Annotated in this window: 24 protein-coding genes and 1 pseudogene; 15 read left to right on the top strand and 10 right to left on the bottom strand. The window is 41.7% G+C overall.

Annotation, left to right across the window (positions count from 1 at the left end; genetic code table 11):
- Window positions 1-65: 65 nt before the first annotated feature.
- The 4 genes from NSTC731_RS17390 to NSTC731_RS17405 all read left to right on the top strand — a co-directional run bounded on the left by NSTC731_RS17390 (window position 66) and on the right by NSTC731_RS17405 (window position 2,479).
- A complete protein-coding gene (locus NSTC731_RS17390; protein WP_445631885.1) occupies window positions 66-344 on the top strand; it encodes a GlsB/YeaQ/YmgE family stress response membrane protein in 279 nt (92 codons plus the stop codon).
- Between the two features lie 166 nt (window positions 345-510).
- Window positions 511-1,203, top strand: a complete 693-nt coding sequence (locus NSTC731_RS17395; protein WP_012410902.1) for a manganese catalase family protein — start codon at window positions 511-513, stop codon at window positions 1,201-1,203.
- A 310-nt stretch (window positions 1,204-1,513) separates the two neighbouring features.
- Window positions 1,514-2,254, top strand: coding sequence for a DUF3891 family protein (locus NSTC731_RS17400; protein WP_445631886.1), 741 nt, complete (start codon window positions 1,514-1,516; stop codon window positions 2,252-2,254).
- Window positions 2,255-2,479 (top strand): hypothetical protein, encoded by a 225-nt coding sequence (locus tag NSTC731_RS17405; protein ID WP_445631887.1) that lies wholly within the window; start codon window positions 2,255-2,257, stop codon window positions 2,477-2,479.
- A gap of 777 nt (window positions 2,480-3,256) precedes the next feature.
- Here the strand turns inward: NSTC731_RS17405 and NSTC731_RS17410 are convergent.
- The 3 genes from NSTC731_RS17410 to era all read right to left on the bottom strand — a co-directional run bounded on the left by NSTC731_RS17410 (window position 3,257) and on the right by era (window position 5,505).
- A complete protein-coding gene (locus tag NSTC731_RS17410) occupies window positions 3,257-3,547 on the bottom strand; it encodes a hypothetical protein (RefSeq protein ID WP_445631888.1) in 291 nt (96 codons plus the stop codon).
- Between the two features lie 163 nt (window positions 3,548-3,710).
- Window positions 3,711-4,388, bottom strand: a complete 678-nt coding sequence (locus tag NSTC731_RS17415) for a response regulator (RefSeq protein ID WP_445631889.1) — start codon at window positions 4,386-4,388, stop codon at window positions 3,711-3,713.
- Window positions 4,389-4,530: 142 nt separating this feature from the next.
- Window positions 4,531-5,505: a GTPase Era gene (gene era / locus NSTC731_RS17420; RefSeq protein WP_445631890.1), complete on the bottom strand. Its 975-nt coding sequence runs from the start codon at window positions 5,503-5,505 to the stop codon at window positions 4,531-4,533.
- A gap of 456 nt (window positions 5,506-5,961) precedes the next feature.
- Here era and NSTC731_RS17425 point away from each other — a divergent pair, with 456 nt between their 5' ends.
- The gene (locus NSTC731_RS17425; protein WP_445632113.1) at window positions 5,962-7,044 is read left to right on the top strand and encodes an ATP-dependent 6-phosphofructokinase; all 1,083 of its coding nucleotides are present in this window, start codon (window positions 5,962-5,964) and stop codon (window positions 7,042-7,044) included.
- A gap of 136 nt (window positions 7,045-7,180) precedes the next feature.
- On the opposite strand, the gene NSTC731_RS17430 is transcribed toward NSTC731_RS17425, so the two are convergent.
- Window positions 7,181-8,308, bottom strand: a complete 1,128-nt coding sequence (locus NSTC731_RS17430; protein ID WP_445631891.1) for a succinylglutamate desuccinylase — start codon at window positions 8,306-8,308, stop codon at window positions 7,181-7,183.
- Window positions 8,309-8,445: 137 nt separating this feature from the next.
- On the opposite strand from NSTC731_RS17430, the gene NSTC731_RS17435 reads away from it, so the two are divergent.
- Both NSTC731_RS17435 and NSTC731_RS17440 read left to right on the top strand, forming a co-directional pair.
- Window positions 8,446-9,555 carry a CHAT domain-containing protein gene (locus tag NSTC731_RS17435; RefSeq protein WP_445631892.1) on the top strand — a complete coding sequence of 370 codons (1,110 nt, stop codon included), beginning with the start codon at window positions 8,446-8,448 and terminating at the stop codon, window positions 9,553-9,555.
- Between the two features lies 1 nt (window position 9,556).
- Window positions 9,557-9,985, top strand: coding sequence for a hypothetical protein (locus tag NSTC731_RS17440; protein ID WP_445631893.1), 429 nt, complete (start codon window positions 9,557-9,559; stop codon window positions 9,983-9,985).
- A gap of 56 nt (window positions 9,986-10,041) precedes the next feature.
- On the opposite strand, the gene NSTC731_RS17445 is transcribed toward NSTC731_RS17440, so the two are convergent.
- The 4 genes and pseudogenes from NSTC731_RS17445 to NSTC731_RS17460 all read right to left on the bottom strand — a co-directional run bounded on the left by NSTC731_RS17445 (window position 10,042) and on the right by NSTC731_RS17460 (window position 13,536).
- The gene (locus NSTC731_RS17445) at window positions 10,042-10,680 is read right to left on the bottom strand and encodes a histidine phosphatase family protein (RefSeq protein WP_445631894.1); all 639 of its coding nucleotides are present in this window, start codon (window positions 10,678-10,680) and stop codon (window positions 10,042-10,044) included.
- A 412-nt stretch (window positions 10,681-11,092) separates the two neighbouring features.
- Window positions 11,093-12,156 (bottom strand): annotated as a pseudogene (locus NSTC731_RS17450) (ISAs1 family transposase); the annotation flags it as partial.
- A 400-nt stretch (window positions 12,157-12,556) separates the two neighbouring features.
- Complete coding sequence (locus NSTC731_RS17455; RefSeq protein ID WP_099103871.1) at window positions 12,557-12,739, bottom strand: CsbD family protein; 183 nt, start codon at window positions 12,737-12,739, stop codon at window positions 12,557-12,559.
- Window positions 12,740-13,083: 344 nt separating this feature from the next.
- The gene (locus NSTC731_RS17460; protein WP_445631895.1) at window positions 13,084-13,536 is read right to left on the bottom strand and encodes a hypothetical protein; all 453 of its coding nucleotides are present in this window, start codon (window positions 13,534-13,536) and stop codon (window positions 13,084-13,086) included.
- 253 nt (window positions 13,537-13,789) lie between these two features.
- On the opposite strand from NSTC731_RS17460, the gene uvrB reads away from it, so the two are divergent.
- Window positions 13,790-15,787, top strand: coding sequence for an excinuclease ABC subunit UvrB (gene uvrB, locus NSTC731_RS17465; RefSeq protein WP_445631896.1), 1,998 nt, complete (start codon window positions 13,790-13,792; stop codon window positions 15,785-15,787).
- Window positions 15,788-15,864: 77 nt separating this feature from the next.
- On the opposite strand, the gene NSTC731_RS17470 is transcribed toward uvrB, so the two are convergent.
- Entirely contained in the window at window positions 15,865-16,038 is a 174-nt protein-coding gene (locus tag NSTC731_RS17470; protein WP_445631897.1) for a hypothetical protein, read from the bottom strand.
- 159 nt (window positions 16,039-16,197) lie between these two features.
- Between NSTC731_RS17470 and NSTC731_RS17475 the strand changes: the two genes are divergently transcribed.
- On the top strand, window positions 16,198-16,398 hold the full coding sequence (locus NSTC731_RS17475; protein ID WP_445631898.1) for a hypothetical protein: 201 nt from the start codon (window positions 16,198-16,200) through the stop codon (window positions 16,396-16,398).
- 205 nt (window positions 16,399-16,603) lie between these two features.
- Here NSTC731_RS17475 and NSTC731_RS17480 read toward each other — a convergent pair whose 3' ends face one another.
- Window positions 16,604-17,683, bottom strand: coding sequence for an LLM class flavin-dependent oxidoreductase (locus tag NSTC731_RS17480; protein WP_445631899.1), 1,080 nt, complete (start codon window positions 17,681-17,683; stop codon window positions 16,604-16,606).
- Window positions 17,684-17,845: 162 nt separating this feature from the next.
- Between NSTC731_RS17480 and NSTC731_RS17485 the strand changes: the two genes are divergently transcribed.
- The 6 genes from NSTC731_RS17485 to NSTC731_RS17510 all read left to right on the top strand — a co-directional run bounded on the left by NSTC731_RS17485 (window position 17,846) and on the right by NSTC731_RS17510 (window position 25,499).
- Entirely contained in the window at window positions 17,846-18,901 is a 1,056-nt protein-coding gene (locus NSTC731_RS17485) for an LLM class flavin-dependent oxidoreductase (RefSeq protein ID WP_445631900.1), read from the top strand.
- Between the two features lie 480 nt (window positions 18,902-19,381).
- The gene (locus NSTC731_RS17490; protein ID WP_445631901.1) at window positions 19,382-21,067 is read left to right on the top strand and encodes an FAD-dependent oxidoreductase; all 1,686 of its coding nucleotides are present in this window, start codon (window positions 19,382-19,384) and stop codon (window positions 21,065-21,067) included.
- A 13-nt stretch (window positions 21,068-21,080) separates the two neighbouring features.
- Complete coding sequence (locus NSTC731_RS17495; protein WP_322708593.1) at window positions 21,081-21,422, top strand: 4Fe-4S binding protein; 342 nt, start codon at window positions 21,081-21,083, stop codon at window positions 21,420-21,422.
- Between the two features lie 227 nt (window positions 21,423-21,649).
- Window positions 21,650-22,417 (top strand): SDR family oxidoreductase, encoded by a 768-nt coding sequence (locus NSTC731_RS17500; protein WP_445631902.1) that lies wholly within the window; start codon window positions 21,650-21,652, stop codon window positions 22,415-22,417.
- A gap of 287 nt (window positions 22,418-22,704) precedes the next feature.
- Window positions 22,705-23,763: a sulfonate ABC transporter substrate-binding protein gene (locus NSTC731_RS17505; RefSeq protein WP_445631903.1), complete on the top strand. Its 1,059-nt coding sequence runs from the start codon at window positions 22,705-22,707 to the stop codon at window positions 23,761-23,763.
- A gap of 26 nt (window positions 23,764-23,789) precedes the next feature.
- The gene (locus NSTC731_RS17510; protein WP_445631904.1) at window positions 23,790-25,499 is read left to right on the top strand and encodes a fumarate reductase/succinate dehydrogenase flavoprotein subunit; all 1,710 of its coding nucleotides are present in this window, start codon (window positions 23,790-23,792) and stop codon (window positions 25,497-25,499) included.
- The last annotated feature ends 2 nt before the right edge of the window (window positions 25,500-25,501 follow it).

Genomic DNA, 25,501 nt, shown 5'->3' on the forward strand with positions numbered 1-25,501 from the left:
TAGAAATAATTCGTAATTAGAGTTGATAGCTTAGATATTAAGTGAGTGAGATTGTTGAGGCGGTTATGAGTATTATTGCTTGGATAGTTTTAGGACTTTTGGCAGGTGCAATTGCTAAAGCTATTTATCCTGGTTCTCAAGGCGGCGGAATTCTCTCCACAATGATTTTGGGTATCATTGGTGCTTTCGTCGGTGGAACTTTATTTACCTTGTTAAGAACAGGAACTCTGCAAATTACTGCGGCTGGCGCTGGTTTAACTCTTCCCGGTATTTTAGTGGCTGTGCTTGGTGCAATTGTTGCTATTTATATGTGGGGATTAATCAGAAGAAGCAGCAATGTATAACCGCTGATTGGCAGTTATCAACCCTGAGATAACTACTGTATTTTACTCAGTCTTCTAGTTCACCAGTTGAAGAAGCTATAAAACATCAAATTTAGCTCTATCTGGAAAAAAACTGAAAGATAAGTTGATTCGTTCTGTAACACCAAATTTTGAGAAGTGTAAATCTATGTTTTTCCACAAAAAAGAGCCTATTCATGCAGTTAACGTTAGTGAACCAAACCCTCGTTTTGCTCAGTTGCTACTAGAGCAGTTTGGCGGAGCGACTGGAGAACTTAGCGCAGCGCTTCAATATTGGGTGCAATCATTCCATGTCGAAAATGCTGGCATTAAAGATATGCTCCAAGATATTGCGATCGAGGAATTCAGTCATTTAGAAATGGTTGGTAAACTCATTGAGGCTCATACTAAAAATGTAGATCAAACAGAGGCTTACAAGAGTACTCTTTTTGCAGTCCGAGGAATTGGGCCTCATTTTCTAGATAGCCAAGGTAATGCTTGGACTGCAAGTTACTTGAATGAGGGTGGAGATGTAGTACGTGATTTAAGAGCTAACGTTGCAGCTGAAGCTGGCGCTCGTCAGACTTACGAAGAATTGATTAAGTTGGCAACCGACAAAGGAACCCAAGAGACTTTAGTCCATCTGTTAACACGAGAAATTTCTCATACTCAGATGTTTATGAAAGCTCTAGATTCGCTAGGTAAGCTGACAGATCCTTTCTTTGGTAATATTAAGCCAGATGAAACTGTTGCTCTCTACTACAATCTATCTACAAACGGAAACGGTCAAGATGAGCGTGGGCCCTGGAATTCTGAGCCAACATTCAAATACATTGCTAATCCACTAGAAAGCCACTCTTAATTGCATAGATTGCAGTCAAAATATAGGTTGATTTTGAGCAAAAAGGTTTTTGGCTGGTTCTGAACAACTCCCAATAATCTGGTGGGCAAATAGCTTACCTTGTTTAAAAAATGTTGGGCTGTTTAGCTACATTTAGCGAGCAAAAAAATCCCGACTTTTCTAAGAAGTCGGGATTTTTATTTTCAGCAATTTTCATGTATTTGAACCGCACCTGTCGTCGGGGCGCAAGCCCTTGCGCCCCTGCTTCAATTTCTACCCCGATATTTCTGACTTTAGAAATTAATTCAACTAAAAATCCGGAGATTAACTTGTGATTGTCAACCCTACGCCAAATGGTTGGGAAGTAATTTATCATCGTGCCCATGCTTTATTAGCAGCTGAACTGGCTGGACAATGGCGACGTAAAGATGCTCCTGCAAGGTTATATGAAACAATAGCTGCAATTTCTCATCACGACGATCTAGAAAAAGAGTGGGAAGAAGATATTCTAACTGAAGCGGGTGCGCCAAAGGACTTTATGCTTTCCACAAATGCTGATTTAGATGCAGGTGTCGATAAATTGGCTAATTTGGCAAAGAATGCCCTTTATCGTGGACGATGGGTAGCTCTATTAATTTCTATGCACATCAGCCGTTTAAATGAGTCAAGCCGGGGTAAGTCTTCAAAATTAGACAAACTTTTAAACGAGCAACTTCAAAATCAGCGACGTTGGCGTAAAGAATTGGGCATCAAAAAGGAGGAAGTTGATGCAGCCTATGCATTTATGCAATGGTGCGATCGCCTTTCGCTTATTCTTTGTCAGCAGGAACTACCTGAAGATGAGCGGTTTTTAGAAATTAGCAAGGGCCCTGAAGGTGAGCGCTATGACATTATGCAGCGCAGTGATAACTTGGTTGTTGTCAAACCCTGGCCCTTCCAAAACGATAAATTCACGGTCAACGTCGAAGCTTGCGACCTCTCCCAAGTGAAATTTGAGAGCAGCGCCGAATTAACTCAAGCACTACAAGAAGCGCCGATCGAGGTACTAGAGTGGACATTTGTTAAGAATTAGATGCATAAAGCTTACAGCTATTTTGCTGAAAATAGCTGTAAAAAACTAGGTTATGCGATCGCACTCTTTTATCAAATCCCTACTTATACCACTCCAATTAATAATTGCAACACATCCTTGGTTGAAGACGCGATGAATCGCGTCTCTACAAATGATCTATTTGTCGCACTCTTTTATCAAATCCCTACTTATTCTTACAATGGCGATCTCAGTCACGACTGCTGATGAGATACCAAAAGTAAGTAGGTCGGTGTAAATATTTATCGTTTGGATGAGGCAGGATAGCGCAGCGTTAGCGAGTCCGCGAGCGTCGGCAAGAGGCTCAGTTGGCAGGAGGGAAGAGGGTTTGAGTCTATTTAATTTTTATTAACATAGTTTGGTTTTTCCACATCGTTTTACTTAGCGATCGCATTTAGCCTTTAAGGGTGAAGTCAGTTTTAATTCTTCTAATTTTTATCTAAAGATGTAGTTTTAAGACAGATTCTTATTACTTATGATAGTTCCTCTAAATCATTCCAATCAGTGAAAGTAAATATACTTAATAACTGAGGTTCAAAGCATGGACTCAACAGGTAAGGTTCAAACTGTGGACTCGTCCTGGTCTCTTCCACTGCTGTTGAAAGAGTATGCAATGAGCCGAGTAACTGTCTACTTTTATAGCGACAGATGGGTTCCAATTAAATATTGTTCTTTGGAAAAGGCAATTTTGCTTCACCACAAGGCAAGTTTAGAAGGTAAGGAAATTTTGTTATTTCCTGCTAATGTAGACCCTAATGAATTCTCAAACTCTTTTAACTAAAATGCATTGAGGTAGACTATCTTTCCAACATCTTGGCAACAAATTAATCAACTATAAAGGCGTACATATATATGTACGCCTCTAATTGTAAATTGAGTTAGAAATGCGTGCCAACTTGAAAGCCAAAGGTGTGGCGATCGCCATAAAATACAACTGCATCAGGTGGTCTAAAGGCTGTATTTACATATATCTCGTCAAAGATATTATTGCTTAGTGCTACGATTGCTAAGTCCAAATATATACACAATAAAAGTTGTTTGAGCTACTAAGATTCCGAGCGCTGTTCCTCCAAGTGCTACCCTAGCTTGAAAATTTCCAAGCTCATCAAGCTTTTGGGTTTCAATATATACTCTGGATTGCGGATAGAATTGCCATCTTGCTGCTTCTGAGTTGACGAGTAAACTCAGAGGTAGACTGAGAATATAGCCCAGAATCGTAAATCCTAAAGCTGTCGGAATAGTCAGCTTCAAGTTTTGAAATAGTAATGAGCGCATGGAACAAAAAATTAGCTAACTTTAAAAGTTTTACAACTATTTGAATAGTTAGAAATATACCCAAAGGTTGGCATTTAGTATTTTGAAAGTTACATACAGAGTAGGAATCGCTATACACACCAATCCAGATATTTAGTAGTAAAGATTTGGATTACTTCTGATATTAAACCAACCCAGAACGCAGTGCCACAACTGCTGCTTGCACGCGATCGTCCACTGATAATTTATTCATAATCCCTCGGACGTGAGTTTTGATGGTATTGGGACTAAGATAGAGTTTTTCGGCAATTTCTGGGTTACTCAACCCGTCTACCATCAGCTTTAACACTTCTAACTCGCGCCCAGATAAGTTGGCGGTGTTGGTGGTGGGTGAAGGCGGTTTGAGATTATCAATGACTCGCCGCGCAATTTGGGGATCGAGATAGGCTGCACCATCAACTGCGGCTGCGATCGCACTTAACAATCTTTCCACACTTGCACCTTTGATACAATATGCATCTGCACCGCTAGATAGTGCCGCAATAATTTCTGTTTCCGTTTGATGAGATGTCAGCATCACTACATGAGTTGCTGGCAGCGCTGCCTTAATTTGCTGTGTCGCGGCAATGCCATCCAATCGCGGCAACCCAATATCCATAACCACCAAATCAGGCTTCAGTTGCAGTGCAGCTTGAACTCCCAAATAACCATCTTCAGCTTGTCCAACAATCTCCAGCTGAGGATGAGCCATTAACGATTGCTCTAATCCCAATTGCATCATCGGATCGTCTTCGACAATTAACACGCGCAATGGCGGAGCATTGACGGGTAAATTTAAGGGATAGCGAGTTTCTAAAGACATTTTGATTAATTAAGAGTCATTTGTCATTTGTCACTTGTCATTTGTCCTTTGTCTTTTGCTTGCCAATGACTAATACTTCTCTACGAGAGGCTGCGCCAACGGCTTCGCTCAGTACAAGTGACTAATGACAATTGACCAATTATTATTCTTCTACGCGATAGCCTAATTCTGCTAAACTAATCCGCGACTGTCGCCATTTTGGCTGGACTTTCACAAATAATTCTAGATAAACTTTGCCAGCGATTAATTTTTGGATTTGTTCGCGGGCTTCACTACCAATTGCTTTGAGCATCGCTCCACCTTTGCCGATGAGTATGCCTTTTTGGGAATCACGCTCGACGTTGATAGTAGCAAGTACGCGGGTAATGCTGGGAGTTTCTTCTACTAGGTCAATGGCGATCGCTACTGAATGGGGTACTTCTTCACGAGTCAATAATAAAATTTGTTCTCGGATCAATTCACCCATAATAAAGCGTTCTGGCTGGTCAGTTACCAAGTCTGGAGGATAATATAATGGCCCAATTTCTAAATGTTTAATTAATAATTCTTGAAGTTGCGGTAATCCGGTACTAGTCTTGGCAGAAAATTTCACGATTTCCCATTGATGGGATTGGGCCATTTGGGCGTAGCTATCATTTAGAAACTGCGAATCAGCCGGTTGTTGGTCGGTTTTGTTCATACCCAGAATTACTGGTGTTTTGCTGCGACTAAGCAATTCAGCAATGTAGCGATCGCCCGATCCACAAGCCACAGATCCATCTACCACAAATAACACTACATCTACCGATTCAATAGCAATTTTGGCATTTTGCACCAATACTTCACCCAATTGATGATGGGGCTTATGAATTCCTGGCGTATCTACAAATATTAACTGCGCTTCTGGTGTAGTTAATACACCGCGCAAACGGTTACGTGTAGTTTGTGCTACTGGTGATGTAATGGCAATTTTTTGTCCTACTAACTGATTCATCAAAGTAGATTTACCGACATTTGGACGACCAACAATGCCGATAAAACCTGATTTAAATTCAGGAGGAGCCTGGGGAATTGTTACTTCTCCTGAATAAGAGAAGTTGTAATTTTCAATACTAGTCACCTTTGGCTCCACCCTCATATTTGATAGCTGGGATAACTTGGTTCTTTTTTAGACACAAAATAGGCATAAAATTACCCTGGCATTTTTAGGGATTGCTTTTGCCGAGGTTTAATCTACTACTGGCTCTACACTTATATTTTACAGCTGAGATCGCCTTAGTTGTAGTATTCAGGAGCAAAGCCACATACTCCGAAAGCTTCGGTCAGAATTTAGTAGTCAGAATATTAAAAAAATTAAACTCCAAGTTTACCTCATTTCATCGGCAATCATACCAAACCCACATAAATTATGACTTCTGGTTCAAGAGTTGCGGAATTTTTAGACTTTGTTTTGTTTTTAGATCCAAAAGAAACATAAAATTACTTTGGCATTAACAGGGAGGAATTTTGCTTAAGTTTAATCTGCTGCTAACTTGGGCTTAATTTTCATCGACTGCTGAACATATACATTTGGATCAAAATGTCAACAAAAAATGTGGGAAAACCCAAACGCATAGGAATTTTGACGAGTGGAGGTGATTGCTCTGGTTTAAATGCTGTGATTAGGGCTGTAGTCAATTGTGCTGTAAATACTTATGACTGGGAGGTTTTGGGAATTCGTCAAGCGACTCTAGGATTAATGGCGCGTCCGCCACAATTCACCAAGTTGGAAGTTGACCAAGTTGACTCGTTGTTAACTGCGGGTGGCACAATGTTGGGGACAACCAATAAAGGCGACCCTTTTGCTTTTCCAATGGCGGATGGAAGTTTATGCGATCGCTCCGAAGAAATTATTGCAGGTTATCATCAACTAGGTTTAGACGCTTTGATTGGTATCGGCGGTGATGGTAGCTTGGCAATTTTGCGTCGCCTCGCTCAACAAGGTGGTATTAATTTAGTAGGTATTCCCAAAACCATTGATAACGATATTGGCGTTACCGAACACGCTATCGGTTTTGATACAGCAGTAAATATTGCCACAGAAGCACTAGATCGGTTACATTTTACCGCTGCAAGTCATAGCCGAGTCATGATTTTGGAAGTAATGGGTCGTGATGCTGGACACATAGCCATAGCTGCGGGAATTGCGGGGGGAGCAAATGTAATTTTAATTCCCGAAATACCTTATACAGTTGAACACATTTGCCACAAAATCAAAGAACGCCAAGAAAAAGGCAAAAACTATTGTTTGATTATTGTTTCTGAAGCAGTTCGTACCCAAGACGGCGAAAATGTGACAATTACCAATCGCTTAGGTCAATCTCGATACGGGGGAATTGGTGAATATTTAGCCGATGAAATTATTCAGCACATTGGTGTAGAAACGCGAGTCACAGTTTTAGGACACATTCAACGAGGTGGAACTGCTTCACCACTGGATAGATTAGTTGCAACAGCCTTTGGCGTAGCAGCAGTTAATCTAATAGCCGAAGAGCGATACGATCGCATGGTGACATGGCAAAATCGCCAAGTATTAAGTGTACCAATTACAGAAGCGATCGCTCAATATAGCGCTGTCGATCCCAATGGTACTTTAGTTAAAACCGCTCGTGGTATGAGTATTTATTTGGGAGATTAAACTCAATACTGTTCGGTTAAGGCAAGAGACGCGATGAATCGCCGTCTCTACAATAATTAGTCTTTTGTAGAGACGGCGATTTATCGCGTCTTTGTGATGACAATTACATGAATATTTATGCCCGATGCCCCATACTCTAACTCACAATTCCTAGTACAAACTCGCCTTCATTTACAGCTTGATTTGTTGCGACATCATAAACTAATCCATCATCTTGAGCGCAAACATCAATTACATTAGGTAGTTGACCTTCTTTATTAAAACTGAGAATTTGATACAATTTTTCCTCAGCTTTTACAAAACTACCTAAAGCTATTCTCCATTGAATCATCCCACCTGCGATCGCATAATATTTTTTTCGGTTGTTGCTAGATGCAAAAGTCATTTCATGGGTTTTTGTGTCACCTGATAAATCAGACATTTGTAGGACACCTTTTTGTGCTAAATAATTTTTTACACCCCGTACACCTTTAGCGACTGAATCAGGATTCATTTGCATTCCTGAGCCTAATTCTAGTGTCCAAGCTTCCACATCAAACTTGATTTCTCTACCAAACTCTTTAAAACAAGCTTCCAGCGCTAACCAAGGTTTGATAAAAGCTTCATCAAAAGCATCACCATCGTATTTATTAAGCAAGATTCCAAAATCGAGTAGAAAGTATTTTGCACTGTCTTCTCGATTTCGGAAGTAATAAATGTAGTCTAAAGCTTGATTTGTAGAACTATGTAAATCAATTAAGTAGTCTGCATCTAAACTCAGATTTTGTAGCTTGTAGCCAAAAAGCTCAGTGTATGGCACTGCACTAGGAGAATTAATTTTTTCTAAAATTTTCGCGAATTGTTGCTTAATTATAGTTAGATAATTTTGTCGAATGACCTTTAGATCGAGATGAAGTTGAGATTTAGTAAAAGCTACTAAATCATCAGCTTCTTTTTCGTAGTCCCAAAATATGCGATTCCAGTCTTTAGCTTCGTAAATGCAGTAACGTCCAGGAGAAAAATGATGAGCGCGTTCATTCGTCCCCATTGGATTACAAACGGGAACTAGCCAAATTTCTCCAGTTAAATCTGTATCATTTATTGTTAATAAAAACTCAATTAGCTGGTGAATAACGGCATTACCAGCAATTTCTGCACCGTGCAGATTAGATTGAATGTAAACCTTTTTACCAGGTTGAGCGCCGATGAATTTGTATAGTTGTAATGATAGGCGATCGCCCGAAGCCATTTGACGTAATACAATAGTCTCAATATCTGGCTGCATAAAATAATTCGCTGATAATTTGAGTACATTATCGCTGTATCTGTACTGAATTAAAACTCAATCTTCCTCTCTGTGCCTCTGCGTGAATTACTCAAATTAAGCTAGCATCAATTTACCCAGTAACCAGCACAGCAGCAATGGCAACAAATTGGTTGCGAATCACCCATCAAGGCGAAACAATCCAACTTTCTTGGCAACGCGGATATGAAAGTCCTCGCCTCGCCCCAGAAGTAGCCTTTCAGCAACCATTCGATGAAGAAAAGCTAACTGATTTGCGCTGGTACTTAGAAGATTATCTCAAGTTTCCCTACGGTATCTTTCTAGATAACGCCGCAAAAATCGAACAAAAGTTACAGCAGTGGGGACAAGAATTATTTGAGCTAGTATTTCGCAGCACAGAAAAAGGAAGAGAGTTTTTTCAAGAAGCCACACGAGATGGACTTGATAAATGCGAACTGGGCATCATTTCTGATAACGCCAACGTGCTGAATTTACCTTGGGAATTGCTGTATTCCCCCGACTATCAATTTCTTGCACCTTCACTGGCGGGAATGTATCGCAGTCTCAGCAGTCAGGGCGTAAAAGCACCATTGCCACCAATGCCCGATGACCAACTGAATATTTTATTAGTTATTGCTCGTCCTGACGATGAGCAAGACGTAGGTTTTAAAACCATTGCCCGTCCTTTGCTGGCAGCGCTGCAACCGATACGTCAGCGAGTTAATCTCAAGGTATTGCGTCCCCCTAGCTTGAAAGAGTTTGAAGCAGAATTGCAAGCTCATAAAGGTTTTTATCATATCGTCCATTTTGATGGACATGGGAATTTTGACAACCAGACACAGGGCGTTTTAGTCTTTGAGGATGAGCAGGGAAACGAGCAAACTGTCAGCGCAAGGGAAATTGCCCAATATTTAACAGATTGCTGCGTACCGATTTTTGTACTGAATGCTTGCAAGTCTGGACAAGTAGGCGAAGAAGCTTTTTCTTCTGTGGCGGGACAGTTGGTGAAATTGGGGGCAAAGGGTGTGGTAGCGATGGCGTATTCAGTTTACGCCAAAGGTGCAGAACACTTTATTGGGCGATTGTATGGGGAATTAGTCAGGGGAGAGTGTATCGCCACAGCCGTCGCAGCTGGACGGAAGTCCATGTCTATTGAAAAAATGCGCCCCAGTCCTAAAGTAGATTGTAAAAATCAGCGACTTATACCAAATCCTGAGCATCCCAATTATCCCGTATTAAGGATATAGCATGAATCTCCAATTAACCCCTGGCGAAATCCAAGAATTTCAGCAACTTCTGCCAAACGACACTCCAGCGCAACAAGCTCTTACTACCCTGCAACAACACAACGGTAATCTAGAAGCGAGTTTTGATACACTCTGGCAAGAGAAAGTCGGCAAAACAGATTATAGTAGGGGCAAAAAATCTCTTTTGCAGCTGACTCTCGACGAAATCCGCGCGGAAATCTGTGGGGATGATGGTTTACGGGGCAAAATCAAAGAATACACTAATAACCCTGGTAGTGCTTCTTTGCTCAATAGTATCATTGGCTCACTGGTAGCTGTTGCAGCAGTACATGGAATACCAATTGATGGTGCGATCGCCACAATTGTCGTGTTATATATTATCAAAATTGGAATCAACGTTCTCTGCAAATACACTGAGCCAGATAGCTAGGGAGAGCAAGGCAAAAATAATAACTCCTAACTCCTAACTCCTAACTTTTAACTCCCTCACGTTCCTGGTAAATTTCGTAACCGTTCATCCAAATGACTATGGTCTGCCAAAACTTTTAATAACGGCCCATGTGAGGTAAATTCTACAATACTGACCGAAGCCACAGGGCATCCCAAACGAAAACGGAAGCGTCCGACATCAACCCCTAGTAAACTACACAGAAGAATTCTAATGGTTGCCTTGTGTGAAACGACTAAAACCTTTCCACTAGTGTAATTTTGTTTAATTTCTTCAATTACCTGCAAGGCGCGAGAAGCAATTGTGACAGCCATTTCTCCGCCAGTTGGAGCATTCCAAGCCGGATCTGCTGACCAGCGAATATAATCATCGTGATATTCACAGCTAATTACTTCTGGGGTTTTTCCTTCCCACAAGCCATAATTGATTTCCTTCAAACCATCTCTAAGTTGTGGTTCTATCCCTATTGCTTCATACAAAGGTTTTGCTGTCTCCACAGTTCGCTGCATTGGACTACAAAATATTGCTGTCCAATCCATAGAACTATATGTATCTGCAAAAGCTTTTGCCATCTCCAAGCCTTCTGGAGTCAGTTTTGAATTTATAGAACCGCAAAAGGAATTATTGCGGCTGCATTCTGTCTGTCCGTGACGGAGAAAATAAAGAGTTAGGTTCACGGTATATTCTCATCGATTGTGAATTTAAGAGCGCTAACAATCAGATGTAGCTGAAGATAGTTAATGCCTGTGGTATATTACTACAATTTTTGATATTTTAAATGATTTTCATATTGAGCAAAGTTGTCTAGCTACGATCGTCGTAGACAGATTTGCAACGGAAAATTACTTTAAAGGAGGTTGAGGTATCTGAGTGTGTAAGTTCTAACTTGAGAATATGATACGGTTTAATTAAAGATGATTGGTATTTCAATAAGCAATAAATCGCTTCTCTACATCAGGTTTTTGTTGCTCATTGTGAACTGTATTGCTTTATAGTTTTAATAATTATAAAAAATAAATTACAGCATTTTGCATCTAAATGAAATACATTCTTACCCCCCTTAATCCCCCCTTATAAAGCAGGGCTGTTTCATTCCACAAGGGATAAGAGTTTGTCAATATCATGAGAGAGAAATCTTTGAGCAGTAGTGATGGAAGTATGACCATTTTGGCGGAGTATGTTGAGAGCGATCGCTCGTAGAACAGAGAGATTAGCCGGAGCATTACCCAGATGTATAGTAGAACGATCTTCATTCAAAACTACATCCTTAACCCAATGAAGTCGATTTTCTATACCCCAATGACCGCGAATACCCGGAGCAAATTCTTGCGCCGTGCGAATGAGGCTACTAATGTAACAAGCAATATCATGGTATTGTTTAGCTCCTCTTGTGCCAACTCTTTCAACTCGAATTAAAGACTTAATTCCAATCCATTTTGGGTCTATTCCATTCAAATCATGAAAAACTTCTACAGTTCGCTTTGTCAGTCTATCCCTTGTTTTTTCAGTGGTGATATAACGACTTGTAGGCTTTGTTTTAGCAGCAACGCTTTCGATATGACGATGAAGTTTTGGCTGATTTTCTTTAACAGCAATTACGTAATCGTTACCACTGTCTATAATTAACTGGCAAGTTTTTTTTGGCAATGTAAAGAATCAAAGCTGAATACAGCATCTTTGAGATCCAAAGCGGCAATTAAATTTTGCACAATTACGATTTCGCTTTCCTGTTTGTTTTCAAATTTTTCCATGCCTAAAACTAGTCCTCTTTTACTTGCAAATACTGAGACTATGCTGACAAAGTTTTGACATGATTTCTCGTGGTCTTGGACTGTTCCTTTAATGCTTTTACCATCAATTCCACACCAATCAGATGGCTCTAAATCAACGTATTGATATGCCCACTGATTGAATATTGCGACAAGTTTATCAAAATCTACTCCCATCATTACACGCCTGATAGTTGAGTATGAAGGTATACCATGTCTTTGAATGCTAAACATCTCTATTAGTACACGACGATGCCGTTTGACAAAATCTCCCCATGCACGATACCCGACATATCCACTCATAGTGCCCATTATTACAAACAGCAAGACCAACCAAAGTCGATGTCTTCGACCATCAGTTGTTCTGAAATCTTCAACTTGTCGCAAATGTTCAATCAGAGACGCACCCATGATTTTTATCCCCTCAACACTTGCAATTTTACCTGTTTTAGGGAATGAAACAGCCCTGCCTTATAAAGGGGAAACTTTAAATCTTGCTCCCTCCCCAACCCATACGGGGAGGGGTGATTCAAGGATTTTTGCAAGAGGTCTATTAACTTGCAATCTGCTGTAAAAAGAAATTAAGCATAAATATAGAGACGTAATTAATTACGTCTCTATAAAATTTCTGTCAATCAAGCTAGTCCTTTATCTTTCAACGCTTGCTAAGAATAGAATAAAGGCGCATAGCATTGAATATTTAGCATTTCGTAATTTTTTCTTGCAAAAATGGAATCCACCCCATTTATATCCCTAGAGTTTCTGCAAAAAAAATCATGAATTACTAGTCAATGTTTTTCTTGACATTATCTTTCACGTCTTCAATACCATGACGTACTTCGCTTTCGGCTTGCTTTGCTTTACCTTTAGCTTTATCTTCTGGATCTCCAGTAACGTTTCCTAATGCTTCTTGGGCTTTACCTTCAACATTTTTAGCAGCAGCCTTTGCGCGATCTTCTATGCTCATTTTGATACTCCTGATTCAATTAAAAATTCATTTCAAAGCTATCAACTGACTTTGAAACTCTTTGTTATTACCTTTACACATTAACTTAAAGTTTTTGCTAAAGCCTTCTACCACAAGGAAGATTCAATAATTCGGAATTCGTAATTGGTAATTCATAATTAAGAAAGTTAGTTTTAATAAGCGTTCTGGCTGTTAATTGAATATAAAATAAAGTGAGAATAGTTTAGTTACCTATGCTAAAAGACATAGAATAAATGTTACAAATGGTAATTTTTACTTTTTAAATAAAAAAACCCAGTTTCCTATAGAAAATGGGTTAATAAAGTTATGGGGATGTTTGTTGTTTAATCTAGAAAACCCATCAGGTTTTCAGGATTGTCAATCTGATTTGATGCTATCGGACGATTACCGAATGTCGAATAGCTTTCATCAATTACTAATGAACTTGAGGCAATTGGACGAATCCCAGAGAGATTCATACTTTCAACAATTTGGAATCTATTAGCACCAATTGGTCGAATACCCATTGCATTATAGGTTTCAACTACTTCCAAATTACTAGTGCTAACAGGACGCACCCCAGAAATTGAAAGGTGTTCAGCAACTTCTATGTCGCTAGCGCCTATAGGGCGAATTCCAGAAATGGCGAGTGTTCCAGAAGCTCCTACTGGCAGTTCATTAACTTCCTCGGCTTTATCTGCATTCAAGCTCTGGTCTTGTTGATTTTCAACTTCCTGTGTAGACTTGGCATACTTCTGCCGAGAACTGGTTGCTTTGCCAGTGTTGCTATTAGTCATAAACGAACACCTCTAGTTTGTTAACTGAATTTTACAATAATTAAGGAAAGATGAAATTTTTTCCCATATACCTTAGAGTTTAACCTTAAAAAACCTCATATAGATATAAGAATCTTTAAAACTAATACATAAGTAAATTTAAAGCAATAACTTTTATAAATAATTATTACTATTTATTTGCTCTAATCAGCCAGCTACAATAGATACAGAGCGGAATTGTCACCATGAGATAGGGTATTTACAGCAAAACTGTATGACAGAATTTTGTCTTCAAGCTCCCTTTAGTCCCACAGGCGATCAACCACAAGCGATCGCTAAACTTTCTGCTAGTATCCAATCAGGCAATCGTTACCAAACTTTACTAGGAGCCACTGGAACTGGCAAAACATTTTCCGTAGCAGCAGTTATTGAGAAAATTGGCAAGCCGACTTTAGTACTGGCGCATAACAAAACCCTGGCTGCACAGCTTTGTAACGAGTTGCGGGATTTCTTCCCGAATAACGCAGTCGAGTATTTTGTCAGCTACTACGATTATTATCAGCCAGAAGCGTATATTCCCGTCACCGATACTTATATTGAAAAAACGGCGGCGATTAATGATGAAATAGATATGTTGCGGCATTCAGCAACGCGATCGCTTTTTGAACGTCGTGATGTCATTGTCGTTGCTTCCATCAGTTGCATCTACGGTTTAGGAATGCCAGCAGAATATCTGAAAGCTGCCATCCCCCTTCAGATAGGTATGGAAGTAAATCAGCGTCAAATTTTACGAGATTTGGCAAATGTTCAATACAGCCGTAACGACATCGAAATGGGTCGGGGAAAATTTCGCGTCCGGGGTGATGTTTTAGAAATTGGCCCAGCTTATGAAGACCGAATTATTCGCGTCGAATTCTTTGGTGATGAAATTGACGCAATTCGCTATATCGATCCGGTAACAGGTGAAATTCTCAAAAGTTTGGAAGCGGTGAATGTTTACCCAGCACGTCACTTTGTCACCCCAGAAGAACGGTTAGAAGTAGCTTGTAATGACATTGCAGCAGAGTTAAAACAGCAAAAACTAGACTTAGAACAAGCTGGCAAATTATTAGAAGCGCAACGCATAGATCAACGTACACGCTATGATTTGGAAATGCTGCGCGAAGTAGGTTACTGTAACGGCGTTGAGAACTATTCCCGTCATTTAGCAGGAAGACAAGCTGGAGAACCACCAGAATGTTTAATTGATTATTTTCCCAAAGATTGGCTATTAGTTATTGATGAATCTCACGTTACCGTGCCACAAATTCGCGGTATGTATAATGGCGACCAAGCGAGAAAAAAAGTTTTAATTGAACATGGATTTCGGCTTCCTAGTGCTGCTGATAACCGTCCTTTAAAAGCCGAAGAATTTTGGGAAAAGGTAAATCAGTGTATTTTTGTTTCAGCAACTCCCGGAAATTGGGAATTAGAAGTTTCTGAAGACCATGTAGTTGAACAAGTAATTCGACCAACTGGCGTGATCGATCCAGAAATTTCTGTGCGTCCCACAGAAGGACAGATTGATGATTTGTTAGGCGAAATTAAAGATAGAGCCGACCGCCATGAACGAGTCTTGATTACCACATTAACTAAGCGGATGGCGGAAGATTTAACCGAATATTTGCAAGACCACGGTATCAGGGTACGATATTTACATTCTGAGATTACTTCTATTGAGCGCATTGAGATTTTGCAGAATTTGCGCGAGGGAAATTTTGATGTATTAGTTGGTGTGAATTTGCTGCGGGAAGGTTTGGATTTACCAGAAGTTTCATTAGTAGCAATTATGGATGCAGATAAAGAAGGTTTCTTACGAACCGAGCGTTCCTTAATTCAAACTATTGGTAGAGCCGCGCGTCACATTCAGGGACAAGCGATTTTATATGCCGATAATCTCACAGGTAGCATGATTAAAGCTATTGATGAAACAGACAGACGGCGTGGGATTCAAACAGCACATAATCGACTGCATGGGATTACACCACAACCGATTGTGAAAAAATCAAGTAATGCGATTTTGGCTTTTTTAGATGTATCTCGACGGTTAAATGCAACTGATTTAAAAGTTGTAGATGAACATCTAGATGAACTGCCATTAGAACAGATTCCCCAATTGATTACTCTGTTAGAAACGCAGATGAAAGAAGCGGCGAAAAAACTAGAATTTGAAGAAGCAGCAAAATTGCGCGATCGCATTAAGCATCTGCGAGATAAAATGCTAGGACGTTAACCTAAATCTTACGCTCACGAATCAGCAATTACCCGCACAGAAAGGTTATTAGGTCAACGTTTAGGTGACAAAGGCGCTTAAATTGCTGCCAAGAAGCGATAATGGATAAAATGCCATTTACGTTTTAAGAGTGTGGTAGCTATGACTGAGTTACTTGAGCGTGCGTAGGCGTAGCCCGTCGTAGACATCGCCCAACTAAAAACTCTACCTGTTGCTGAACAAGATGCGTAGGCGTAGCTCGCCGCAGGCATCGCTACTCGTCTTCTTGCCGAGATAGAGGATGAGCAAAGATGGAAAGCTCAGTTTGAATCTACTACAGATGCTCAGTGGGATCGTCTAGCTGATATGGTACGGCAAGAAATTGCTGCTGGCGACATCACTCCTCTAGCTGACGTTTTTCCCTCTGAGCAATGAAGTCAAGTGTTACGAAGCTATTTCGCAAGAAACTTGATGAGCTTCCTGCATCAGTTCAAGAACAAGCGGGCATTGCCTATGCTCTTTGGCGTTCAGATCCTTACCACAATAGTCTTCAGTTCAAACGAGTTAGCCAGCGCCAACCAATCTATTCGGCTCGTGTTAGTTTAGACTACCGCGTTCTTGGCTTGTTGTAGGACGATCGCATTTACTGGTTCTGGATTGGCGCACATACAGAGTATGACGAGTTGCTTCAGAGATTGTAGCGCCAGCAGCCTAAACGTTAGCTTCTCCATACAAGATTGCATTAAGCATCTGCGAGATAAAATGCTAGGACGTTGATCGTATTCAATCTATGACCTCAAAGTTCAAATTAGCGTAGGCGCAGCCCTTAAGCTGCGTTCAGGAACCACCTGTCGCAGACATCGCTTCACTATTTACCGTTAACGCTCGCACTCTTGGTATAATTTCGGCAGCAAAACGCTCCATTTCTGTGGTAAAGGGCTGGAATTGCAGCATGAAAGTACCAATTCCCACTTTGGTAAATTCAGCAATCCGATGGGCTACAGTTTCATAGCTACCAACCAATCCTGCTGCTGTACCGCCATTGCTTCCCACACCAGGGTACTTAGCCATGTTTTTGAACATAACTACTTCAGAATCTACTCCTTTGAGTAATTCTGAGCGATCGTCTTGTGCTAGTACCATTGCTCTAAGGCTTTGATATTCCGCTTTTGCCTCTTCGTCTGTCGGTCGAGCAATCACAAAAGCCGACATAGCAAAGCCTAGAGGTTGAGAGCGAAACTTAGTTTTTTGAGCAACAGCCGCAATGGTTTCGCGGATGACTTCAATCGGACGACCATTCAGGAAAAATGTATGCGCTTCTTTTGCAGCTAGTTCTTGGGCTGGTTCTGACTCTCCCCCTACATACACACGCGGATGTGGTTTGGCTACAGGTGGAGGATTGAGCTTCAAATCATCGATCTGAAAATATTCACCGTAGAAGTTGACTTTCTCCCCACTCCATAGGGCTTTTACGACCCTAATCCATTCATCCGAATAGCGATAACGCTCATCGTGGGTAAGGAAATTGATCCCCGACTTTTCTATTTCTGGCTTGAACCAGGCACTTACTAAGTTAATAGCAAAGCGTCCACCACTGATTGCATCAATACCTAAAGCCATTTTTGCTAAGACGGCGGGATGAAACAGTAATGGTTTAACAGCTGCAATAATCTCGATAGAGTTTGTTGCTTCTGCCAAAGCTGCTGCTGTTGTCCAAGTTTCTAGCTGGTCAAGTTCTTGATTCCTGGGATTGATGATATGTTGCGCGATTAAAGTTGTGGTAAATCCGCACCTTTGAGCCAACTGGAGGAGGTTCTTGGCTCGTAAGTAACTAGCATCACGAGGTTCAAGAGGATGGTTCATCACGCCGCAGTTGCCGTAAACAGGAATCCAAATCCCATAGTGTGGTTCAGACATAGCTTTCTAGAACCTTTGTAGTCGGCACTAAAACTTTATTTTTGCACCTTAAAAATTATACTGTAAATCGGTAGATTTATAGTAGTATATTATGAGATTTGCATAGGTGAGGATAAAAAACAAGGTATATTTCCCCAGTCCCCATTTAATTTGGAGGCAAGAATGTCAGAACCACGCTACGGTATTTGGGCCCCTGTTGGGGGTAACTTTGGCCCTCTCAATACGCCAGATGAACCGATTGATGCTAGTTATGAACGCACGCGATCGCTAGTATTAGAAGCAGAACGTTTAGGATATGTGACAACCTTAGTCGCACAGCACCTTGCTAATCCCCGTAGTCTAGATTTAGAACAGTTGGAAACTTGGACAGCTTGTGCGGCGTTGGCTGAAGCTACGGAAAGCATAGAAATTATCGCCGCGATTAAACCTTTATTATTTCATCCAGCCGTTCTAGCAAAGATGGCCTTGGGTATTGATGCTATCAGTCGCGGACGTTTTGCCATCAACCTAATTAGTGCTTGGTTTCGCCCAGAAATGGAGCGTACTAATATCCCCTTCCCTCCCCATGATGAACGTTATCGCTATTCTGGTGAATGGTTGCAGGTTGTTAGAGCTTTATGGAGTGGTGAGAGGGTGAACTTCAAGGGTGAATATTTCAAAATCCAAGATTTGAGTTTTCGACCTTTCCCTGTTGCTCAACCCTATCCTCGGATTTACTTGGGAGGAGCATCAGACCCAGCACAAATTTTAGCAGCCCAACAAGCCGATGTTTATTTCATCAACGGTCAGCCGATTGAAGATGTCCGCCAAGTAATTAAACAAGTTTTAGACCGACCACGTTTCCTAGCCCAACCAGTCCGTTTTGGTTTGTCAGCCTTTGTGATTGCCCGAACTACAGACGAAGAAGCGCAAGCAGAACTAGAACGACTCATGGCACTGCAAAAGTTGGAAGAACAATATAAATTAAGTGTTGCTAAAGGAATTGACCCAGAAGCCGCCATGTTCAAACTCTTCGCTAAAAATCCGGCTGTTGGCGGCAATGGTGGCACAGCCGCAGGATTGGTTGGCAGCTATGATACAGTGGCAACTCGCGTTGCAGCTTTCGTTGATGCAGGTATCGACACTTTCATGCTGCAATTTAATCCCTTTGTGCGGGAGATGACACGTTTTGCCCAAGAAGTTATGCCTCGCGTGCAGCACTTGCAAAAAGTTGCTTAGTTGTTGACTCAAAGGAGGCAGGAGGCAGCCCTTCGACTTCGCTCAGGGCAGGGGCAGGAGGAAAGAATTTATTTTCACTCTGTCATTCGGTTTCAAGTACACCAGTTCTAATCGGATCGGAAATTAACTTGTAATACTGAAATGTTTGATAAGCTAATAATTAGGGTATCATGCTAAATATAATTTGCCGTACACACTCTTTGTATATATTGTGCAAACTCTATCTACTGCATAATTTAGTCAGACAAATCAGCGATACCTCCGGTATAGCGATCGCTAACGCAAGTTTATAGACAAAAAAGCCGATGAGCAAAACACGCCAGTATAGAAGCTCATTGGCGAAGACTGCACCGATGACAAATTACTAGCAAAAAGTGGTGCTTAGAGGTTGTGGAAAATGCAGGTGGGTGGATTTTTGCTTGTAGAAGCCGCTCACAGTGGCAAAGAAATATGTTGACTGCTAAATAAGGAGGAAAGGAATTGCTAACAGAAAATGAACTACACCTATCTGCCGATGTGCTGGTAATTGGTGGTGGCCCTGCCGCAGCATGGGCAGCATGGGCAGCCGCATCCCAAGGAGTCAAAGTCATCATTGTTGATAAAGGTTTTCTGGGTACGAGCGGTGCAGCTGCTGCTAGTGGTAACGGCATTATGGCTCCTTCTCCAGAGAATTGGAACAAAGTTTTATCGGAGCGTTATCGCATAGGAAAAAACCTCGCTAACTCACGTTGGATCGAGCGTGTGATCGAAAAAACTTGGCTGAGTTTGCCCCTAGTGGAAAGTTGGGGCTATCGTTTCCCCAAAGAAAATGGGGAATCTGTGCGCCAGAGTTATTATGGGCCTGAATATATGCGGGTACTTCGCAAAAACCTTTTGCGTGTTGGTGTACAAATTTTCGACCAAAGTCCGGCTCTAGAACTTTTATTGGCTGACGATGGCTCAGTCGCTGGAGCAAGAGGTGTGCAGAGGCAACATCATCGTAGCTATACCGTTCGTGCTGGTGCAGTAGTCTTAGCAAACGGCGGTTGTGCATTCTTGAGTAAAGCATTAGGGTGCAATACTAATACCGGTGATGGGCTGCTGATGGCAGTAGAAGCTGGTGGCGAACTCTCTAGTATGGAAGCTTCCAATCACTATGCAATTTCGACCGCTTTTAATGCCACAGTGACGCGGGGTGTTCCCTTTGGCTGGGCTAGTTACACTGATGAAGCAGGTAACGATCTTGGTGGCTATATTGATGGTCGTCGCGATCCATCGTTCCTTCCCAATGCCCTCTTGAAAGGCTCCGTTTATGCTCGTTTGGATAAAGCCACACCTGAAGTCAAAGCAGTAATTGAAAAGTCTCATTTCATCGCTTTTCTACCGTATAAAAAAGCTGACATTGACCCCTATACAGAACGAGTGCCTGTAACCCTAATTTTAGAAGGTACAGTCCGTGGTACAGGTGGAATCCGTTTGACCGATGATAGTTGCGGTACAAAGGTTCCTGGTCTCTACGCCGCCGGTGATGCTGCATCGCGGGAGTTTTTAGCTGGGTTAGCTTCTGGAGGCGGTGGCCCTAATGCTGCCTGGGCAATCTCTACAGGGCAATGGGCTGGAGTTGGGGCAGCTACCTTTGCCAAAAGTTTGGGCGATCGAGCAAATGAACGGGTTGCACGTCCTGCTGGTCAAGTGGGATTGCGATCGGCTACGCTGGGCGGAACGCCATCGCCGATGGCGGGGCGTAGCCCATCGCCTTCACCATCTTCGGAAACATTCGATAGTGAGGCGATCGTGCGTGGCGTACAAGACCAGATGTTCCCGTTGGAGAAGAACTACTTGCGTTCTGAGCAGGGACTTCTAGATTCCCTCGCCAAATTAGAAACCCTGTGGCAGCAAGTACAAGGGAACCCGAAACAAGATACAGTGCGCGATGTGGAATTTTCTCGTCGAGCAGCTGCTCTGACGGCTGTAGCGCGATGGGCGTATTTTAGTGCTTTACATCGCACGGAAACACGCAGCGAACATATTCGTGTGGACTATCCCGAAACCGATCCAAATCAGCGTTATTACCAAGCAACTGGCGGTTTAGATAAACTTTGGGTGAGGCGCGATTGGATTAAGGATGCCATCGCTACACCACCAGTACAAACCTCTCAAACCACACCCTCTGTATCAAAGTTGTAATAGGAGCAGGATCGTGATCGAGCTTGTCAGCCATAAACTCTGTATCAATTGCAATCTGTGCGTCCAAGTATGTCCTACTAATGTTTTTGACTCCGTACCGAACCAACCACCTGCGATCGCTAGGCAGGAAGACTGTCAAACTTGTTTCATGTGTGAAGCATATTGTCCTGCGGATGCACTCTATGTTGCGCCCCAATCTCATACCAATGTTGCAGTCAATGAGGATGAATTAATTGAAAGTGGCATCATGGGTGAATATCGTCGCATCTTGGGTTGGGGATATGGCAGAAAAAACAATAGTGAATTAGATACTGCTCATAAACTACGCCAACTACCGCGCCCCTATCAAAGTTAATTTCGGCTTGATTCTTAGGAAAGAAATACAACTAAGAATCAAGCCTTTGCAGCAAGTTTTTGGTCAGATATTAGACCTCTTGCAAAAGTAACTTTTGCACTCTTGCGGGAAAACGGGAAAGGTCAAAGGGGAAAGGTTTTTTTATTCCTTTTCCCTTTCCCCCTTACCCTTTTCCCTACTTCTGCAAGAAGTCTATTGGCTCAATAGCACCCTGAAAAGTAATTTTTGTGACGTTATCAGAGTTCTCATTAGCTGGAAAAGTTGCCTTAGTAACTGGAGCGGGACAAGGTTTGGGACTAGAAATTGCCAAATCATTTGCCAAAGCTGGTGCGCGTGTCATCGTCAATGGGCGAAATTTGGAACGGCTTAATCAAGCAGTTGTAGTTATTGAATCAATTGGCGGATTAGGTTTTACGTTACCGTTTGACGTGACAGACGAAGTTGCGGTTCAAAGTGCATTTATTGAAATCCGAGAAAAGCACGGCTGTTTAGATATTCTGGTTAATAATGTGGGAATGCGCGATCGCCGTGGACTGTTCGAGTTTGAAATGGATGCAGTGCGTCGGTTAATCAATGCTGATTTAATTGCACCATTCAATTTGTCACGAGAAGCGGCAAAACTGATGATGCACAGAGGTGAAGGTCGAATTATTAATATTACATCAATTGCAGGACAACTTGCAGGTGCAGGTGACGCAGTTTATACGACAGCTAAAGGAGGACTCGAAGCCCTAACCCGTACACTTGCGGCAGAACTTGGGGCTTTTGGAATTACAGTCAATGCAGTAGCTCCAGGCTTTTTTGCCACACAGAGTAATGCTGATGTAGTTGCCGATCCAGCAGTCACGGAATGGTTGAAACATCGAACTTCTCTCGCGCGTTGGGGATCTCCACAAGAAATTACAGGCGCTGTTGTGTTTTTCGCTTCTCCAGCCGCATCTTACATCACCGGACAGGTTTTAGCTGTTGATGGTGGCTACCTTTCCCATTTCTGATTAATTGTTTTACCCGTAGACATACTTTTAGGACTTACGCAAGTGTCACCAAAAAATCGGATTTGTAGTTTGTAGTAAGCGGCTCTAGCCCTTATTTTGAAGACTAAAGTCCTCTCTGCGAGACGTTACGCGAACACTACGAACTGAAAATAATATGCTAGTTGCGTAAGTCCTGACTTTTTCGGATCTTGCATTTACAGCTTATGTGTGTGAATATTCTATGAGCAAAATACGGCAAATTGCCCGAATTATCGTAGTATTGATATTGCTTATAGTTTAATGTACGTATGTTCAGTAAGTATTTACCACATCGTCTGATGAGGATTGTCAGCAGCTTTCTTCAAAATTATGAAATATCCAGAATTGGTATATTTGCCTTATTCTTTACCTGTGGGTTAACTTTGACTCTTGTGATATCTGCGTGTTCTGCCACCAATACAGGTAACTCTGTAGCAACACAGCCAGCAAATCAAGGTGTGGTAGTTCGTATCGGCTATCAAAAAGCGGCGACTATCCTCAGTGTTCTCAAAAACCGAGGCAATTTAGCGCAAACTTTCAAGACTGCTGGTGCTTCGGTGACATGGGCAGAATTTCCCGCCGGTCCACCCATGCTAGAAGCAATGAACGCAGGTAGTATTGACTTTGGCTATACAGGTGAATCACCACCAATATTTGCCCAAGCCGGAGGTACTCCTTTGCTTTATGTTGCTTACGATCCTTGGAGTCCCAAAGCCGAAGCAATTATAGTACCGAAAGATTCACCAATTAAAACGGTTGCTGACCTGAAAGGGAAAAAAGTAGCCTTTGCTAAAGGCTCGAACAGTAACTATCTTGTTGTCAAAGCTGTAGAAGCTGCCGGATTAAAGTATAGCGACATTCAACCAGCACATCTAACACCAGCAGATGCCCGTGCAGCATTTACTGGTGGTAACGTTGATGCTTGGGCAATTTGGGACCCTTACCTAGCAGCAGTTGAACACGACACAAAGGTTAGGACATTAACAGATGCGACAAATTTAGCACCGAATCGGGGTTACTATCTTGCGCGTCAAGAGTTTGCTAATTCTCACCCAGATTTGTTGAAAACCCTGTTAGATGAAGTAAGCATTGTAAATAAATGGGCAACAAATAATCCAAAAGAAGTTGCCAAGTTTTTAGAACCAGAATTAGGTATTCCCGCAGTAGCATTAGAAATTGCCGAAAAACGACGAAAATATGGCGTTTTACCGCTAACAGATGAAGTAATCACTCAGCAACAAAACATTGCCGATACTTTTCACAAAATCAAGCTAGTTCCCAAGCAAATCCAAGTCAAAGATATCGTTTGGAACGGTAATAAATCTTAGAAGTTCCTCCCTACTCCCAAAAGCTTATGGACATCAACACCCAACAGATAAAAACTGATGTACTTGTCATTGGTGGCGGTACAGCCGGGACAATGGCTGGAATTAAAGCCAAACAAGCCAATCCCAATGCAGAGGTGCTGATCTTAGAAAAGGCTAACATCCGACGGAGTGGTGCGATCGCAATGGGTATGGATGGAGTTAATACCGCAGTCATTCCCGGTCATTCTACCCCAGAACAATACGTGCGCGAAATCACCCTTGCTAACGATGGCATTGTCAACCAAAAAGCCGTATATCAAACAGGCAAATTAGGTTACGAAGTCATCCAAGAATTAGAAAGTTGGGGTGTGAAATTTCAAAAAGATGCCCAAGGCAACTATGACTTAAAACAAGTGCATCGTGTGGGTAAATATGTCTTACCTATGCCAGAAGGAAAAGACCTCAAAACCATTCTTACCCGACAAGTTAAACGCCACAAAGTCAAAGTCACAAATCGCGTTATGGCAACCCGCGTCTTAGTCAAGGCCGGACGTGCGATTGGTGCAGTGGGATTTGATGTCAGAAACGGTGATTATATTGTCATTCAAGCTAAAGCAGTCATCCTGTGTACAGGTGCTTGTGGCAGATTAGGATTACCTGCTTCCGGCTATCTCTACGGCACTTATGAAAATCCTACTAATGCCGGCGATGGCTATTCAATGGCTTATCATGCAGGTGCAGAACTTAGTAATATTGAATGCTTTCAAGTTAATCCTTTAATCAAAGATTACAACGGCCCCGCCTGTGCTTATGTTGCCGGGCCTTTTGGCGCACATACAGCCAACGCCGAAGGAAATCGCTTCATTAGCTGTGACTATTGGAGTGGTCAAATGATGTTGGAAATCTGGAAAGAATTAAATTCTGGAAAAGGGCCAGTCCAATTGAAAATGACCCATCTTGATGAAGATACAATCGCGGAAATTGAATCTATACTGTGGGCAAATGAACGACCAAGTAGAGAACGTTTTCATCAAGGTAGAAATGAAGATTATCGCACTCACGGCGTCGAGATGCACATTTCTGAAATAGGCTTATGTAGCGGTCATAGTGCTTCTGGTGTGTGGGTGAATGAAAATGCTCAAACAACCATTCCAGGTTTATATGCAGCTGGGGACATGGCCAGCGTTCCCCATAATTACATGATTGGGGCATTTGTTTTTGGTCGCATAGCCGGAACTCATGCCATTAAATATATGGAAGATTTAAATTTTATCGAACCAGACACAGATTTTTTAGAAGCTGAAAAAGCCAGAATTTATGCACCTTTAACTCGTCCGAATGGTGTACCTCATACCCAGGTAGAATATAAATTAAGACGTTTAGTTAATGATTATCTGCAACCACCAAAATCAGGTAATAAAATCGAGATTGGTTTAAAACATTTTGTACAATATCAAGAAACATTAGATTTAATGGGCGCTCGTGACCCTCATGAATTGATGCGTAGTCTAGAAGTTCACTTTATTCGCGATTGTGCAGAAATGGCAGCTAAGGCATCATTATATCGTCAAGAAACTCGTTGGGGGCTTTATCATTACCGCTTAGATTATCCAGACAAAAATGATGATGAATGGTTTTGTCATGTCAATTTAAAGAAAGATGAATTAGGGAAAATGGTATTGTTTAAGCGTCCAGTAGATCCTTACATTGTAGATATCAATTTACATCATGAAATTTATGATGTAGCAGTGAAATAAAT

Source organism: Nostoc sp. DSM 114167, assembly GCF_052692655.1.

Coding starts and splice junctions, on each gene's coding strand:
- NSTC731_RS17435 (WP_445631892.1), top strand. CDS start 8,446: ATGGCAACAAATTGGTTGCGAATCACCCATCAAGGCGAAACAATCCAA.
- NSTC731_RS17430 (WP_445631891.1), bottom strand. CDS start 8,308: ATGCAGCCAGATATTGAGACTATTGTATTACGTCAAATGGCTTCGGGC.
- NSTC731_RS17470 (WP_445631897.1), bottom strand. CDS start 16,038: ATGCCTGCGGCGAGCTACGCCTACGCATCTTGTTCAGCAACAGGTAGA.
- NSTC731_RS17480 (WP_445631899.1), bottom strand. CDS start 17,683: ATGTCTGAACCACACTATGGGATTTGGATTCCTGTTTACGGCAACTGC.
- NSTC731_RS17460 (WP_445631895.1), bottom strand. CDS start 13,536: ATGACTAATAGCAACACTGGCAAAGCAACCAGTTCTCGGCAGAAGTAT.
- NSTC731_RS17405 (WP_445631887.1), top strand. CDS start 2,255: ATGCATAAAGCTTACAGCTATTTTGCTGAAAATAGCTGTAAAAAACTA.
- NSTC731_RS17505 (WP_445631903.1), top strand. CDS start 22,705: ATGTTCAGTAAGTATTTACCACATCGTCTGATGAGGATTGTCAGCAGC.
- NSTC731_RS17455 (WP_099103871.1), bottom strand. CDS start 12,739: ATGAGCATAGAAGATCGCGCAAAGGCTGCTGCTAAAAATGTTGAAGGT.
- NSTC731_RS17440 (WP_445631893.1), top strand. CDS start 9,557: ATGAATCTCCAATTAACCCCTGGCGAAATCCAAGAATTTCAGCAACTT.
- uvrB (WP_445631896.1), top strand. CDS start 13,790: ATGACAGAATTTTGTCTTCAAGCTCCCTTTAGTCCCACAGGCGATCAA.
- NSTC731_RS17395 (WP_012410902.1), top strand. CDS start 511: ATGTTTTTCCACAAAAAAGAGCCTATTCATGCAGTTAACGTTAGTGAA.
- NSTC731_RS17475 (WP_445631898.1), top strand. CDS start 16,198: ATGAAGTCAAGTGTTACGAAGCTATTTCGCAAGAAACTTGATGAGCTT.
- NSTC731_RS17410 (WP_445631888.1), bottom strand. CDS start 3,547: ATGCGCTCATTACTATTTCAAAACTTGAAGCTGACTATTCCGACAGCT.
- NSTC731_RS17415 (WP_445631889.1), bottom strand. CDS start 4,388: ATGTCTTTAGAAACTCGCTATCCCTTAAATTTACCCGTCAATGCTCCG.
- NSTC731_RS17510 (WP_445631904.1), top strand. CDS start 23,790: ATGGACATCAACACCCAACAGATAAAAACTGATGTACTTGTCATTGGT.
- NSTC731_RS17485 (WP_445631900.1), top strand. CDS start 17,846: ATGTCAGAACCACGCTACGGTATTTGGGCCCCTGTTGGGGGTAACTTT.
- NSTC731_RS17390 (WP_445631885.1), top strand. CDS start 66: ATGAGTATTATTGCTTGGATAGTTTTAGGACTTTTGGCAGGTGCAATT.
- era (WP_445631890.1), bottom strand. CDS start 5,505: ATGAGGGTGGAGCCAAAGGTGACTAGTATTGAAAATTACAACTTCTCT.